This is a genomic window from Micromonospora sp. NPDC048898, from assembly GCF_043198035.1.
In the GTDB taxonomy this organism is placed as follows: domain Bacteria; phylum Actinomycetota; class Actinomycetes; order Mycobacteriales; family Micromonosporaceae; genus Micromonospora.
The window spans coordinates 130262-145952 of sequence record NZ_JBICUF010000013.1 but is presented as its reverse complement, the minus strand read 5'-3'; the positions used below and the strand labels follow the sequence as shown (position 1 = coordinate 145952).

Sequence of the window (15691 nt, the reverse complement as noted above, 5' to 3'; positions counted from 1 at the left end):
CGACGTCAGCCCCGATCCACGATCAACGGCGTGGCCGAGCCGTGGGCGTCGAAGCTGATCAGCAGCGGCTGGTAGTCGGGCGCGGTGGGATCGACGACTTCGTCCGCCTTCGGCCGGACCAGGAAGAAGTGGTCGGCCGACGCGATGGGGACACCGTCGGCGGTGGTCAGCCGGCGGTCACCGAGCGGGACGATCGAGTCGTAGGGGTTGGCGTCGAGTCGCGACGTGCCGTCGGGGAAGGTGGTGAGCGTCAGCAGTTCACAGCCCGCCGGGATCGGAACACCGTCGACGAGAAGGCCGTCGTCGACAGACATCCGGTGTGCGGAGATCAGCGGTCGGGCCGTCGACTCGGCTGGCGCCGACGACCCGGGGAAGCGGGAGTCCTCCCGGCCCGACTCCGCGCCCACGACCGGTTTGGCGTCGAGGATGCCAGTCCGCATCGGGCCGTCGGCCGGCAGACGATCGTGCCGCCGGCCCGTCCCCGGTGCCGGTTGCTCCACGTGCTCACCGGCGGCGGCGAGGCGCGGGGTCGGCGCGGCAGTCTCCCCGGCCACGGGTTTCTGGTGGAGGCGCCCGGCGCGCTCGGTGATGCCGGCCAGCAGATTGCCGGCGTGCTCGGTCCGGCCGGCCAGCAGATTGCCGGCGTACTCGGTCCGGCCGGCCAGCAGCGGGAACCCGCCCTGCTCAAGCCTGCCGGCGAGACGGGGGGCGGGCGGGGTCTGCCCGTCGGGTACGGGCTCGGTCGCCGCCACCCGCTCGGGTAGCTTCGTGAACTGCTCGGCGATCGTACGTCCGGCGGCTGTCGCGTCCTCGTCCGCCTGCCGGTAGCCCTCCCCGCTGGCGCGCAGGCCGACCGCGGCGTACTCCAGATAGCCCAGGACGCCGAGGACGGCGCTCTCGACGCTGTCCATCGTCCCGTCGAACTGCTTCTGGAACGCGTCGCCCAACTCGTCATCGCCCCACGCGCGCCCGTGCGTGGATCGCAGCAGGCCCAACAGCCGAAGAGCCTCGTGGTAGTGCGCGACATGCGCGGCGTACGAGTTGCCGACCGCGATGACGCCCTCGGGATCGACCCGCAGGTACCCGTTGGGCTGACTCACGGCTGCTCCGGGTCGAGGCCGAGCAGCGCGCGGACCGCGCTGGTCATCCGGGGGCCCCCGGGCGGCAGGTACATGTCCGGACCGGCGTCCCCCCGAACCATCCTGGCCGCGTCCATGCCCGCCGGCAGCAGTGGCGCGAGCAGTTCCGCCGCCTGTTCCATGACCTGCTCCTTCGCCTCGGCGAAGGAGCTCATGATGGTGGCCTGTAACTCGGTGGGAGTCATCCGCCGGTACGCGCCGGTCGGAAAACTGATCTCGCTCAGCACGCCGTTCTGCCCGACCGTGACCGTCACCTCGCGGCGCGGCGAGGTGGCAGAACCCCGCACCCTCCCCATCCGCTCCTGGAGGTCGGTCAGGCTGCCGCGCTGACGCTCGTACTCGGCGAACAGCTCCTCGAGTTGGCGTTGCTGGGTCATCGGTCGGCTCCCTTCGGGACGGGCTCCAGTAGAGATCCGCCCCCGCCCGGCGCGGAAGGGGCGCGGCGCTCGCCGCGCACGAACGTGCAGAGCTTCTTCCCGACCGCACCGGCCGAGGTGGACCGGGGCCGGGTGGGCCGAGGGCGTGCGGGGGTGAAGGAGGCAAATCCGGCGGTCATTCGGGCATCCGTCCGGCGGGTATCTTGCCGCCGGCCGTCGGTCACCGGGAATGTTCGGCGTGGCGGACGCCGAGCCCCGGAGGCTCGACGCCGCCATCCACGGCACGTACGACGAAAGGAGTGCCGTTGTGGCAATGCAACCGGTCCAGACCTCGAATCCGGGCATGCAGGCGGCGGCCACCGAGTTCGCCAGCAAGGCCGAGAGCTTCACCACGGAGCTGCGCAACGTCAACACGGAGATGGCGATTCTCCAGGCGAGCTGGCGCGGTACCGCATCGAACAACTTCAACCAGGCGATGGACAACTGGGAGAGGTCCTTCCAGCTCATCATCAAGAAGCTGTTGCACATGATGGACGTGATGGGCACCACGACCGCCGGCTACCGGACCGCGGAGGAAGACGCCTCGTCGAGCGCCCAGACCTTCGCCACGGCGCTTCCCGGCGTCTGATCCCTCGTCATCTTCTCGAAAGGACGGATCGTGTCCGACTATCGGTTCGATTTCAACCAGGCCGACGCCACTCTGCACGACATGAACCGCATCAACGGGCGCATCTCGAGTTCCCTTGACGAGATGGAGGCCAACGTCGAGCGAAGCACCCAGGAATGGAGTGGCGACGCGCGGGCGGAGTACGCCGTGGCCAAGATCGAGTGGCGCAACGCCGCCAACCAGATGACGGTCTTCCTCGAACAGGCCCGCCAGACGCTGCTACAGATCTCGGACAACTACGGGACCACCGAGCAGCGCCACACCAAGATCTGGAATGACGTCCGCGGCGGCTGACCGCCGGCCGGCTGCCGGGGTCTGGTATTCCTCAGTGGCCGGCACGTCCCAGGCACCGATCCCCAGATTCGGCAGTGCTGGAAAGGTTGTGCTCCTGTGGCCTCCATCGATCTGAGTCATCCCAACGAACGGGCCATCGACCACATCGGCATCCTCGACAGGTTCAACAACGGTGAGATCGATGGCTTTCCCGAGAAGCATCCGGACGGCTGGATCCAGGCGGTCATCGATCGCGTGCAGGCCGAGATCGGTTCCGGCACGAGCCGACTGGAACGGATCGACTGGTCGAACTACACCGCCGAGGAGCGGGCCGCCTGGGAGTGGTACAAGGCCGAGGTGGTCGACACCGAGAGTTGGAAGGAACTGGTCCGGGAATTCAAGGACGACCTTCCTCCGCAGGACGCTCTCGGTTGGAAGGAGTTCGGGGATTCCGACAAGCTGGAGGTCGACGGACGGATCCGCACGCCGGAGGTCAAGGTCTATTCCGGCGGCGACAACAAGGACGGCGACCTGAAGGTCAGCACCGAGGCGATCCGCTACTTCGCCAACTCCCTCGGAGCGCTCTTCGACAACCCGGACGGCCGGGGCGGCAGCATGATGCTCGACGTGGGCGACCACCTCGGCAATCTGGACGTCCTGCCCGGCAAGTTCGCGGTCGCCGAGCTCATGCGGCAGAAGATCCACGGGGCGGGTGGGGGAGTCGGCCTGGTGGTCGACACCCAGGGTCTGCTGTCGAAGATCCACCAGACGCTCTACACCCTCCGGCTGAGCCTGCTCGAGATGGCCGACTCCTACGAGCTGACCGAGGACGGCAACGCGCGTACCGGCAAGGACTTCGAGGAGAAGACCGAAGAGTTCAACTCGATGAGCGAAGAGGACTTCGCCAAGGCCATGTCCGATCCGTGGGGACACATCGGCGACATCGACGACTACGGCGACCTCAAGTCCTCGGGTCGGGGCGGCAAGGACGAGTCCGGTGCCGGAGACGGCAGCGCGTCGGGCGGCAGCGACAGCTAGGTGTCGCGCGCCTGGTCCGGGCGTTCCGACGCCGCACGATCGCGTCCTCAATTCAGCTAGGGGTTTGGTGTAGGGCATGGCAGACGCAGACGCGGGTTCCTGGGGTCACTCCGCGGACCCGGTGGCGACCTTTCCGCCGCTGGCGGTGAGCACCGAAAACGTCAACGACCTGGAGACGTGGGCACGGATGGATCCACCCGGATGGCGCCGGATCAAGGCGGCGGTCACCGGGGGATCGGCGATCGAGAGCGAAGCCGGGTACGCGTACGCCGCGACCCTGGTCAGCTATCCGAGCCTGATCGAGGCTGCCAACAGCTTCCAGCAGACGTACAACCTGCTGCAATGGCTGGAGACGTTCGTCAACCTGCACGCGCACGCGATCGCCGGCGAGGAGAAGCCCTGGCAGGGCAAGGCCGCCCAGGCGTTCCTGGCGAAGATGGACTATCTCAGCGAGTTCCTGGGCAGGCAGGCGGACCGGCTGCTCGGCGGTGCGGGGATGCCCGACTCCGTGAGCGTGCCGTACGAGCTGATGATGAGTGGCAGCTACCTCAAGTGGGCGCAGGAACAGATCAACTATCTCGACGTGGAGTGGGCGAAGATCGCGGCCGCCAACAAGGCCAACCTGACCGACGGCGGCAATGTGGCGATCAGCTCCACCCCCTACGCCCGCCCGATGACGGACCAGATGCTCCAGGTCGCGCTGGAGTTGGCGAAGCAGTACTCGCGGCTGAGCTACGACGCGGTCAGCGCCCCCGACGGCGACGGCAGCCCGGCACCCACACCCCCGCCACCTCCGGCCGCGCCAACACCGCCGCCGCCCCCGCCGCCCCCGCCGGACCCGACGCCCCCGCCGCCGTACGAGCCACCGACCCCGCCACCGTACGAGCCACCGACCCCGCCGCCCTACGAGTCGCCGCCGACGCCACCGCCCTACGAGCCGCCACCCATCCCGACGCCGCCGCCGACCGAGGTCGCGCCCCCGCCGACCCTGCAACCGCCGCCGGGCTCGGATCCTCCCGCACTCTCCACCGCCGGTCCGCCCACTGTGGATGTCCCCGACGACCTCGGCGTCGAATCGCCGGAGGGCTCCGGACCGGGCCTCAGCCCTCCGCCCGGAGCCAGCCCACCCGGTGGCCTGCCGGGTCTCGACCCCCCGGTCGTCGGTGATCCGCCCGGAGGCGGCTCCGGCCCAGGGGGCGCGGTGTCCGGAGGTGGCCCCATCCCGCCGATGATCCCGGTTCCCCCGGCGGCCAGTAGCTCGGGCGGCGGCAACAGCCCCCGGCCGGCTCCGCCGTTGGTCGGCGACCCACCGGACGGCCCCGGTGTGCCCGGCGGGACTCCGCCCGGCGGCGTCGACCTGCCCGGCGGCGGAAGTTCGCCCGGCGGAGTGGACTTGCCCGGCGGGACTCCTCCCGGCGGCGTCGACCTGCCCGGTGGGGCAGAGGCGCCGGGCCTGGGCCAGCCGCCCGGAGCCACTCCGCCGCCGGGAACCGCGCCGGCACCGGGTCCGATGCCGGGGATGCCCGGCTCCCCTGGTGCCGGAGCCGGACCGGGCGGGGGAGCGGCGGCGGAGCGGCCGGACGCCTCCGGGCTGCTCGACGGAGACCAGGACGACTGGTCCCCCGGCGGGCTCGGGTCCGGCGATCCGTCCGCCCCCGGCGGCGCCATCCCGGGCGGCCCTGGAGTCAAGGAACCTGAGCCGGGTCTGGCGTCGGGCGGGCAGCCGCCGGTGCCCGGTGTCCCGGGTGGCGGTGCGCCGATGGTGCCGCCGATGCCAGGTGCTCCGGGTTCGCCGGGAGCGGGTGCCGGTGATGGCACTCCGCCGGAGCGACCGGACGCCGCCGGCCTGGTCGAGGGAGACGCCGCCGACTGGGGCAGCGCTGCCTCGGACTCGTCAGTCGGACCGGAGGCGCCCGCGGGCGCCGCGGCCGGAGGGGCGGGTCTGCTCCGCGCCACTTCCGCAGCCCCGGCCACCAGTGCGGTGCCGGCGCCGGCGGTCGTGCCTTACGTCGCACCGCCGATGATCCCGGTTCCACCCACCCCGCCGCCGGCCGGTGGGCGGGACCAGAACGCCGTCCCGCGTTCGGACGCCGCCGACCTGCTCGCGGCGGAGGGAACGGCCTGGCAACCGGACGAGGCCGCAACCGGGTCGGTGCCCGTGGCCGGTGCGCCGATCGCGGCGACGATCCCGGTCAGGGCGACTCCACCCGCGGTGGTCGGGGTGCCGGCACCGGTGTCCGAGGACGAGGAGCGGACGCCGGCCGACCGCCTGGACGCCGGCGAACCGCTCCACGAGGACAGACCCACCTGGACCGGGGTCGAGTCGCGGCTCGACGAGAACCGGGTCCCGATCGTGCGAACCGCCGAGGCGGGCGCCGACACGTCGGGCTGGGACGACACCACCGGCGCGTGGTGGCTGCACGGCGAGCCCGAGGGTACGGGGGTGACCGGTGGCTGACGAGATCGCACCGGTGCCGATCAGGGCGTGGAAGCGGGAACGCCCGACGACACCGTCCGGCGGAAGCAGACCGATGATGTGCGGCGGCCCGGAGTACACCTCGGCGGAACGTCTCGAGTTGATGCGGGAGAGGCAGCGGGCGATGGACGAGGCGGCCCGCCGGGCGCGGGAGGAGACCGATACGCGCGAGGCCGGTAGGCGTCGCCCGCCGACGCCTACCGGGGAGGAGGACGACCACCTCGCCGCTGGGCGACGTCGCACCGACCGGTACGCGGTCACCCTGCTGCGTCAGGACGACTCGGCGTGGGGCGGCGGAGTCGATTCGGGGCCTTCGGTGAGGGTGGACGGGGCACCGGCATGAGCACTGTCACTGTCAAGCGCCCGCCTCGTGCGAGCGGCCCGGCGACACCGGACGGCGAGGTCGAGCTACAGGAACCGCCGCTGATGGCGGAGGAGGCGCCGCTGGACTTCCGCTCCTTCGCGATGATCGTGCCGATGGGGCTCGGGATGGGCGCGATGATGGCGATGTTCGGCCTGTACAGCCGGGCCCCGGTGATGTACGTGATGGGCGGGGCCATGGCCAGCGGGATGCTGGTCATGGGCCTCCTCCAGATCGGTCGGGCCGCCGCGGAACGCAAGCGCCAGATGCGCGGCGAACGCCGCGACTTCCTGCGCTACATCGCCCAGCTTCGCCGCCAGGCGCGCAAGGCGGCCGAGCAGCAGCGTGCGGTGATGATCTGGAACAATCCGCAGCCGGATTGGCTCTGGTCGGTGGCGACGAGCAGCCGGCTCTGGGAGCGGCGCCCCAGCCACGAGGACTTCGGCCGGGTCCGGATCGGGCTCGGCCGGCAGAACGCGATGCTGCGGTTCGTCCCGCCGCAGACCAAGCCGATCGAGGACCTCGAACCGCTGGCGTCGATATCGCTGCGCCGCTTCTCCGAGGCATATCGGACGGTCTCCGGCGTACCCACCTCGGTGGGCCTGCGCAGCTTCACCAGCGTCGAGTTCGAAGGTGACGACGACCCGGCCGTCGACCTGGTCCGGGCGATGGTGGCGGCGCTGGTGACCCTGCACGCGCCCGACGAGTTGCGGGTGGCGGTGCTCGCGCCGGAGGTCCACCGCGGCCCGTGGAACTGGATCAAATGGTTGCCGCACAACGCCCACCCGACGGCGTTCGACGCGGCCGGCCCGGTACGGATGTTCGCCGGCAGCCATGAGGAGCTGATGGACCTGCTCGGCCCGGAGATCCCGGACCGGGGGGATCATGATCGGGAGGCCCGCCCGTCGTCCAGCGAGCCGTTCGTCGTGATCATCGCGTACCGGGCCGAGCTGCCGGACAGTTCGCGGCTGGTCGGCGCGGGCATCCGTAACGTGGTCATGCTGGACCTGACCGGCCAGATGCCCGGCGGGCCCAGGGTGCTCCGGTTGACGGTGGACGGGACGTCGTTGACGTTCCCGGCCGGAGAGACCACCGGTTCGGCGGTCCGCGACGGGCTGGGCGTCACCGAGTGCGAGGCGCTGGCCCGGATCATCAGCCCCAAGCGGACCAGCGGCACCCTTGACGTCGTCGAGGAGCCGCTGGACAGCGACTTCGAGCTGACCACCCTGCTCGGCATCCGCGACGCGTACACCTTCGACGTGGCGGCACTGTGGCGCAGCCGCGTGCCGCAGCGCAACCGGCTCACGGTGCCGATCGGTGTCACCGAGGGCGGCGAGGTCATCGAGCTGGACCTCAAGGAGTCCGCCCAGGGCGGGATGGGACCGCACGGTCTGCTGATCGGCGCGACCGGATCCGGCAAGAGCGAGTTGCTGCGGACCCTGGTCTGCGCGTTGGCCGCCACCCACTCCTCGGAGATCCTCAACCTGGTGCTGGTGGACTTCAAGGGCGGGGCGACCTTCCTCGGCATGGAGAAGCTGCCGCACACCTCGGCCGTGATCACCAACCTCGCCGACGAGCTGCCGCTGGTGGACCGCATGCAGGACGCGCTCAACGGGGAGATGAACCGCCGCCAGGAGGTGTTGCGCGCCAGCGGATTCGCCTCGCTCTTCGACTACGAGAAGGCCCGGGCGGGCGGTGCCCAGTTGGTGCCGTTCCCGGTCCTGCTGATCATCGTGGACGAGTTCAGCGAACTGCTCTCCAGCAAGGGCGAGTTCATGGACCTGTTCGTCTCGATCGGGCGGCTCGGTCGGTCGCTCGGCGTACACCTGTTGCTCGCCTCGCAGCGGCTGGACGAGGGCCGGATCAACCGGGTCGAGGGCCACCTGTCGTACCGACTGGCCCTGCGGACCTTCTCCTCGATGGAGTCCCGGTCGGTGATCGGCGTCGGCAAGGCGTACGACCTGCCGCCCGAGCCCGGCAACGGCTACCTGAAGATCGACACCACCAACCTGGTCCGCTTCAAGTCCGCCTACGTGTCAGGGCCCTACCGGGGCAGCGGACCACCCCGCGCGGCCGATGACGAGATCGGGCGGATCGCCGCCGAGATCGTTTCCTTCACCACCGGGCAGGTCGCGGTCCGGCACGATCCGGGCCGGGTCCCGGTCGTCGACCCGGTCGAGGAGAACGAGGTGACGGAGACCGACAACCTTGCCGGGCCGAGCCTGGTCGAGGTGCTGCTCGACCGGATCGCCGGATCCGGCCCACCGGCCCGTCAGGTGTGGCTGCCTCCGCTGTCGACCGCTCCCAGTCTGGACACGCTCCTGCCCAGCGTCGTACCCGATCCGCTACGGGGCATGACGGTGGACGACCCGGGCGCGCAGGGCCGGCTCCGGGTGCCGGTCGGCGTCGTCGATCGTCCTGCCGAACAGCTCCGCGAACTGTTGACCATCGACCTTGGCGGGGCGGACGGGCACGTCGGCATCGCCGGCGCGCCGCAGAGCGGCAAATCGACGCTGCTGCGCAGCGTGGTCCTCGCGCTGGCGCTCACCAACACCCCACGCGAGGTGCAGTTCTACGGACTCGACTTCGGCGGTGGAGGGCTCGCCTCGATCGCCGGTCTGCCGCACGTTGGCTCCATCGCCACCCGGATGGAACGCGACCGGGTCGTCCGGACCATCGAGGAGGTCTGGCAGGTCATGGAGCGTCGCGAGTACGAGTTCGCCAGCCGTGGCCTCGACTCGATCGGCGCCTACCGTGCGGCCCAGGACCGGGGCGAGATCAACGACCCGTACGGGCACGTGTTCCTCATCGTCGACGGCTGGTACACGATGAAGCAGGACTTCGCCGATCTGGAGACGCGGTTCCAGGAGCTGACCTCCCGCGGGCTGTCGTTCGGCATCCACGTGATCGTCTCCACCACCCGCTGGTCGGAGATGCGCACCTGGCTGCGTGACCTGCTGGGTACCCGGCTGGAGCTGCGCCTGGCGGACTCGATGGAGTCCGATGTGGGATCGCGGAAGGCGGCCACCGTGCCCCACCAGCCGGGACGGGGCCTGACCAGTGCCGGCCGGCACTTCCTCGGCGCGCTGCCGAGAACGGACGGCAGCTCGTCCGTCGACGACCTCGCCGAGGCGACCAAGTCGACAGTCGAGGAGATCAGCACGTTCTGGAGCGGTCCGGCCGCACCCAGCGTCCGACTGCTGCCCACCCAGCTACCGGTGGAGCAGCTACCGATACCGGAACCGGTCTTCAAGGTGTGCCTCGGGCGGGACGAGCAGCGGTTGGCCCCGGTGTGGCACGACTTCCTGACCACCCCGCACCTGCTCGTCTTCGGCGACAACGAGACCGGCAAGTCGAACCTGCTCCGGCTGGTGTTGCGGGCGATCCAGCAGCACTACACGCCGGACCAGGCCAAGGTCGTCCTCGGTGACGCGCGGCGCGACCTCGACACCGCGATCAGCCCCGACTACCAGGTCGGGTTCGGCTTCACCGGCGACCGGCTCCACGAGCTGGCCGGCCAGACCAGCGTCTCGATGAACCGCCGGGTGCCGGGCCCGGAGATCTCCTCGGAGCGGATGCGCCGGCGGGACTGGTGGGAGGGGCCGGAGCTGTTCGTCATCGTCGACGACTACGACCTGATGACCCGCTCGACCGGCATGGGCTCCGCGCTCGACCCGGTGCTACCGCTGTTGGCCCAGGGTGTCTCCATCGGACTCCACGTGATCATCGCGCGCAGCGCCTCGGGCGCCGTGCGGGCCATGATGGACCCGGTCCTGCGCCGGATGTGGGAACTGGGCACTCCGGCGGCGCTGCTGTCGTACCCGAAGGAAGAGGGCAAGTTCCTCGGTGAGGCCGGCCCACGCAGGCTTCCTCCCGGCCGCGCCCAGTTGGTCACCCGGCGCAGCGTCAGGCTCATCCAGACCGGACATGTCGCATGAGAGGGGAGCACTGGTGAGCGCCACGCACGCCGCTGACATCTGCCGGGTCACCGTTGTCGGTCCGGCCCGTAGGGTCGACCTGGCTGTCCCGGTGACCACGACGGTGGCCTCCCTGCTGCCGTTACTGGTGCGGCAGACCACTGACAGCGGCCAGCGCCCCGATGCGGGTGCGGGCGACGGAGCGTGGGTGTTGCAGCGCCTCGGCCAGGCGCCACTCGAACTGGCCGGCACCCCGGAGAGTTCGGACTGGCTCGAAGGTGAGGAGCTGTACCTCCGCCCGGCCGAGGACCCGCTGCCGGAACTTGACTTCGACGACCTCGCCGACGGGATCGCCACCGCCGTCAACCGGCGTCACGACCGCTGGCAGCCGGAGTATCGCCGGATCCTGTTCATTCTGCTGTCGGCCGTCGTCATGAGCGCCGTCGCCACAGTGCTCACCGCGCACGCTCCGGCCCTGCCGCAGGTGGTGGCCGGTGCGGTGCTGGGCAGCGCGCTCCTGGTCGCGGCGCTGATCTGCGGCCGCCGGCTGCACGACGGCGCGTTCTCGCTGCTCTTCGGAGGTGGTGCGGCCGGCTTCGCGGCGGTCGCCGCCAGCAGCGCCGTCGACGGCGACCCGGAGCGGATCGCGGTGACCAGCGCGGCGATCCTCGCCGCCGCCGTCGCCGTCCTCGCCGTCTCCGCGATCCTGGTGCTCGCGCAACGGACCTTCGCCCCGCACCTGCCGCTGCTGCCGCTGCTGGTGACAGTGCTGACCGGCCTGGTCACCACGGTGATCCTGCTGACGCGTGCCAGCAGCGGGATGACCATCGGACGAACCGCCGCCCTCGCCATCCTGCTGATCTTCACCGTGATCGTGTTGGCCCCCCGGGTGGCGGTGAAGCTCTCCCGGCTGCGCGGTCCGCAACTGCCGAAGACCAGCGCGGACATGTCGTACGACATCGAGCCCACCTCCTCCGACCAGGTCCACCAGCGGACCGACGACGCGGACACCTATCTGACGGTCGCGATGGTCACGGCGGCTCTGGTGCTGCCGGTGCTGTTCCACCTCACCATGCGGGTGCCCGGCTGGGCGGGGTGGAGTCTCGTGCTGGTGGTCGCGAGTGCACTCCTGTTGCGCTCGCGTGCCTTCCTCAATCTCTGGCAGCGCTGCTCGCTCGTTGCCGTCGGTACGGTCGGCTACCTCATGGTCATCACGAAACTTGCCGACCTGTTGTCGCCCGCCTGGCGCTGGGTTCTGCTCAGCGCGCTCGTCGGGCTGCTGGTGCCGCTGGTGATGGCGGCGCTGCGGCCCTGGCCGCGGCGAATGTTGCCGTTCTGGGAGTACACGGCGACCTTCTTCGACGTCGTCACCGGCGTGGCCGTGCTGCCGATCCTGGTGCAGGTGCTCGGCGGCTACGCCTGGGCCCGTGGGCTGTTCGGGTAACCGCCATGCAGACCCAGCGTGACCACGTGCACGCCCACAGCTTCATGACCGGGCGGCTGAGCTCGGCGCTCGTCCAGGGCGATCCGACGAGCGCGCAGATCCCCGGACAGCGGGCGCTGACCGGCCTGTTGATCGGGACCATCGTGATGCTCCTGGTCGGCGGCGGCTTCGCCGTCTACGGCTGGATCGTCCCCGGCGGCAGCCGGGCGTACCGGCAGGCCGGCGCGATCCTGGTCGAGAAGGAGAGCGGCGCGCGGTACATCTACCGGGCCGGCGTACTCCATCCGACGCCGAACATGACCTCCGCGATGCTGTTGCAGGGGCCGTCCGCCAGGGTGAAGCTCATCTCACGCCACTCGCTCAGGGACCTGCCCCGTGGTCCGGAGCTCGGCGTCGCCGACGCGCCGGAGTCCATCCCCACCACCGACGCCCTGGTTCACGGCCCGTGGCTGGTCTGCCTGCCCGGCTCGGTGGTGGACAGCCCCGGGGTGGGGCTCGGCGTGAATCTCGATCCGCGAGCCGCCGCCACGCCGCTGACCGGCGGCACCTTCACAGTGGTCCGCGGGCCGGATGGGGTGACCTACCTGCTCGCCGGGCCGTTCAAGTTCCCGGTGGCAGACGATTCGGTGCTGGTCGCCCTCGGCGCCGCCAACGCGCGGGTGCCTGCCGCGCCGGCCGCCTGGCTGGACGGGCTGCCGACCGGCGTGACACTCGGCCCGGCCCGGATCCCGAACGCCGGCAACCCGGGCCCACCGGTCGGCGGGCGGGTCCACCCGGTGGGCACGCTGTTCCGGCAGCAGCCGGCCGCCGGCGCGGAGCAACTCTTCGTGCTCCGCCCGGACGGGCTGGCACCCGTGAACCGGATGGAGTTCGCCCTCATCGCGGTGCGCGGCGGTGCGGCGCCGGTGACCCTGGACGCGGCCGACGTCGCCGAGGCGCCCCGCTCGGGCGACCGTACCCTTGCCGAACGGCTGCCGGACCTGACCGACCACCGGTGGCAGGATCCCGCAGGCCGGGTGCTCTGCCTGCGGCAGCGGCCGGTCAACCCGGAGACGGTGGTCAGCGAGGTGGTGCTCGCCGAGCGGTACGTCGCGGGGGTCTTCGACGACGGCACGCCGACTGTGGTGGCCACACCGGGCTCCGGCATGACGGTGACGCCGGTACCCAAGGCCGGCTCCACCGCCGAGGTGGTGCTGATCTCGGACCACGGCATCGCGTACCGGCTCGCCGACCCGGACACCGTCGCCGCCCTGAAACTCGCCTCGGTCGCGGCGATTCCGTTTCCGCGGGGCCTGCTGGCCGCGGTGCCGCCGGGCCCGGTGCTCAGCCGTACGGCCGTCAATGGTCCTACCAGGGGGTGACGTCGATGGCATCCATCCGAGATCTGTGGCGCGGTGGGCGCGTTGAGCCCGGTGACGTGGTGCAGCACACCGTGGGCAACGCGCTCGTCCTGCACCATCCCGACGAGATCAGCGACGAGGCCCAGTCGCTCGCGCTCTCCGTCGTGCCGGACAGCGAGCACGACCTTGTCGTGCTGGATCTGGGCAGCGGCATTCCGATCGGCTCCTGGGAGTCGATGGCCGCCGTCCTGCCACGCCGCCGGCGCGGCATCCGGTTGGTCGCCTGCGGGCAGCGCAACGACACGGCGGCGATGGCCGGGCAGTGGCTGTCGGAGCGGCTGAACCGGACGGTCATCGCCCCCGACGGTGACCTGATCCGGGGGTCGGCCGGCGCGCTGTTCGTGCACTCCAGGCCGGGCAGCGGCTGGGTACGCTTCCGGCCCGGGAGGCCGCCGGCGTGGGACGCCAAGCGGTATCCGACGCCGGTGTGGGACACGGCCGCCACCGAACGCCGGGCCTCCAGCTCCACCGGGGAGATCGAGCCCCTGCCCGGTGGGGTGTGGATCCACGACGTGCGGGCGCCCGAGGTCGTCGCCGAGCACCGTGGTCGCCTCGTCGCCGACCTGCCCTGCCAGCCGGAGACGATGACCGTCCTGCTCGGCTGCCCGGGCACCGAACCACTCTCGCTCGACGACGTGGTCCGGTTCTGGCGGGACCTGGACACCGACAGCCGGCTGCGGACCCGCTTCGTGCGGTACGGCGAGGTGCGCATGCCCGAGGGCGGGTCCTTCGGTCAGGCGCTCGCCGACCAGCTCGGCGCCAAGGTCGTCTGCTACCCGGGAGTGCCGATCGGCGCACCCGGCAGGTCCGAGATCCGGACGGTGCGCCCCGACGGCGTCCTGGGCTGGCCGCCCTTCGCCCAGGAACTCGGCTACGCGCCTCGGGCACATCCCAACTCGCTGGCCCGCCGGCCGACCCTGCTCAGCCACCGTGGCCCGTTGCGTTGGACCGAGGAGATCGCGCCCCGGGTGTACTGGTACGCCTCGGACGCGGTGGTCGAGGTGATCGAGTCCGGGCTCTGGGTCCGCCCGGCGGAGGAACCGGGAAACGCGGAACGGGTCCGGGCGACGCCGCTCGACCCTGAGGGGATCGTCCTGATCTTCGACGACACCGCGCCGAGGCGGACAGCCCGGATGCGGGAACTCGCCGCGGACCTGGCGGCCCGGATCGACAGTGGTGTCGGGCAACCCAGCGCGCTCCTTCCGGCGTCGACTGTGGTGCCGGGGCAGAAGCCGGGCGGTCACGCCGCGGCGAACCTGACCCTGACGACGGAGCCACCGCCCGTGCCCGTGCCCGTGCCCGTGCCCGTGCCCGTGCCCGCTCCCGCCCCGCGGGCCCCGGCGGCGACGTTCGGTGTCACGGCCATCCCCGGACCGATCGAGCTTCACCCGGTCCCGGCGGTGCCGGCTATCTCGGTGGGAGGGCCGACGTCGGCCCTCCCACCCGTGCCGTCCGTCGCGGAGGTTCCGCCCGCTCCGGTGGAGATTCCGACCGAGTCCCCACCCGTCGCCGCCCCCGAGGCTGCGCCGCTCGTGGATGCCGGGGCCGCACCACCACCACCGCCACCCGCCGACGGCGCCATCGGCTCAGCCCCGTCGCCCGAGGCGGCATCCCGGCCTGCCGAGCCGCTGGCGGCGCCCGCACCGCCTCCACCGGCGGTGCCGGTGCCGGTGTCGGTGGCAGCGGTCGTGGCCGCGCCCACGCCGACGGCGGCCCCGACCGCTCGTCCGGCCGAGCCGGCGAAGGACAGCGGATCGTCCGCTTCGAGGCTTCAGCCGGTGCTGACGGCGGACGCCTCCGCCCTGCCGCCTCCGCAAGGCGGACTGACGGAGGAACGGGCCTGGCTTCGCCGCTCACTGAGCCGGGACTTCGACTCCATGGCCAGCTCGGTGTCCCGGATCATGTCGGAACACCCCGGTATGCAGGCCGGTGGTGGGAGCACCGCCGACGACATCCTGGTCGACTCGGTGGCGACCCGGCTGTTCCTGACTCGCCGGGGTGCGGGCATCGACGCCGGCCTGCGGTCGGGCGCGATCGGTCCCCACGTTCCACTCGCCCGCTGCGCGGTCTCCGGCCTCTCCCGGCTGCCGTCGTTCCGGGGAAGCACCGTGGTGCGCATCTCGCCGACCGAAGACGAGTGGCGTCTGTACCGGGGTCGGCGACTGGTCACCGACTGGAGCTTCGTCACGATGCTGACCGCACCGTGCGCCCAACAGGACGGCGACACCGAGGTGCTGATCTGGTCGATGACCGCCCGCCGTACGGCACTGTTGGAGCCGGAGGGGGACGAGCGTGTCGAGGATCGGGTGGTGTTCCTGCCCGGTACTCATTTCAAGATCCTGGACACGGCGGATCCCGACGGTGGGCGGCGCGGCACGATCCTGCTCCGCGAGATCGGCGCCAACGAGATCGATGACGACGGCCGCGTCGATCAGAAGCGGTTGTCGCTCGACGAACTGGCCGTCACGTCCCTGCGCCGCAGCCTCGACCGATGGGCGGGCGCGGACGGCCGCACACGAGTCGGCGCGGCCTCGGCCAGCCGCTTCGGCGTGCTGCCCGGCCTGGTCCGCCCGCCGATCGGCAAGAAGGGTTGATTCCG

11 protein-coding genes are annotated in these 15691 nt (G+C 71.4%); 9 read left to right on the top strand and 2 right to left on the bottom strand.

All coding sequences use genetic code 11. The features are described 5' to 3' along the window. Positions 1–5 precede the first annotated feature (5 nt). Both ACGFIQ_RS27365 and ACGFIQ_RS27360 read right to left on the bottom strand, forming a co-directional pair. Positions 6–1100 carry a hypothetical protein gene (locus tag ACGFIQ_RS27365; protein WP_393248342.1) on the bottom strand — a complete coding sequence of 365 codons (1095 nt, stop codon included), beginning with the start codon at positions 1098–1100 and terminating at the stop codon, positions 6–8. Next, positions 1097–1516, bottom strand: a complete 420-nt coding sequence (locus ACGFIQ_RS27360; RefSeq protein ID WP_393248340.1) for a YbaB/EbfC family nucleoid-associated protein — start codon at positions 1514–1516, stop codon at positions 1097–1099. Before ACGFIQ_RS27360 ends, ACGFIQ_RS27365 begins: the two co-directional genes overlap by 4 nt. Before the next feature lie 313 nt (positions 1517–1829). On the opposite strand from ACGFIQ_RS27360, the gene ACGFIQ_RS27355 reads away from it, so the two are divergent. From ACGFIQ_RS27355 to ACGFIQ_RS27315, 9 genes are all read left to right on the top strand, one after another. Beyond that, the gene (locus ACGFIQ_RS27355) at positions 1830–2144 is read left to right on the top strand and encodes a WXG100 family type VII secretion target (protein ID WP_393248433.1); all 315 of its coding nucleotides are present in this window, start codon (positions 1830–1832) and stop codon (positions 2142–2144) included. Positions 2145–2174: 30 nt separating this feature from the next. Further along, positions 2175–2477, top strand: coding sequence for a WXG100 family type VII secretion target (locus tag ACGFIQ_RS27350; RefSeq protein WP_393248338.1), 303 nt, complete (start codon positions 2175–2177; stop codon positions 2475–2477). Between the two features lie 96 nt (positions 2478–2573). After that, positions 2574–3494, top strand: a complete 921-nt coding sequence (locus ACGFIQ_RS27345) for a hypothetical protein (RefSeq protein ID WP_393248336.1) — start codon at positions 2574–2576, stop codon at positions 3492–3494. Between the two features lie 76 nt (positions 3495–3570). Further along, entirely contained in the window at positions 3571–5952 is a 2382-nt protein-coding gene (locus ACGFIQ_RS27340; RefSeq protein WP_393248334.1) for a hypothetical protein, read from the top strand. After that, on the top strand, positions 5945–6313 hold the full coding sequence (locus ACGFIQ_RS27335; RefSeq protein ID WP_393248332.1) for a hypothetical protein: 369 nt from the start codon (positions 5945–5947) through the stop codon (positions 6311–6313). Before ACGFIQ_RS27340 ends, ACGFIQ_RS27335 begins: the two co-directional genes overlap by 8 nt. Next, on the top strand, positions 6310–10269 hold the full coding sequence (gene eccCa / locus ACGFIQ_RS27330) for a type VII secretion protein EccCa (RefSeq protein WP_393248330.1): 3960 nt from the start codon (positions 6310–6312) through the stop codon (positions 10267–10269). The genes ACGFIQ_RS27335 and eccCa overlap by 4 nt, the downstream gene beginning before the upstream one ends. Positions 10270–10282: 13 nt before the next feature. Beyond that, on the top strand, positions 10283–11692 hold the full coding sequence (eccD, locus tag ACGFIQ_RS27325) for a type VII secretion integral membrane protein EccD (protein WP_393248328.1): 1410 nt from the start codon (positions 10283–10285) through the stop codon (positions 11690–11692). Between the two features lie 5 nt (positions 11693–11697). Beyond that, entirely contained in the window at positions 11698–13053 is a 1356-nt protein-coding gene (eccB, locus tag ACGFIQ_RS27320) for a type VII secretion protein EccB (RefSeq protein WP_393248326.1), read from the top strand. A gap of 5 nt (positions 13054–13058) precedes the next feature. Continuing rightward, on the top strand, positions 13059–15686 hold the full coding sequence (locus tag ACGFIQ_RS27315) for a hypothetical protein (protein ID WP_393248324.1): 2628 nt from the start codon (positions 13059–13061) through the stop codon (positions 15684–15686). Positions 15687–15691 lie beyond the last annotated feature (5 nt).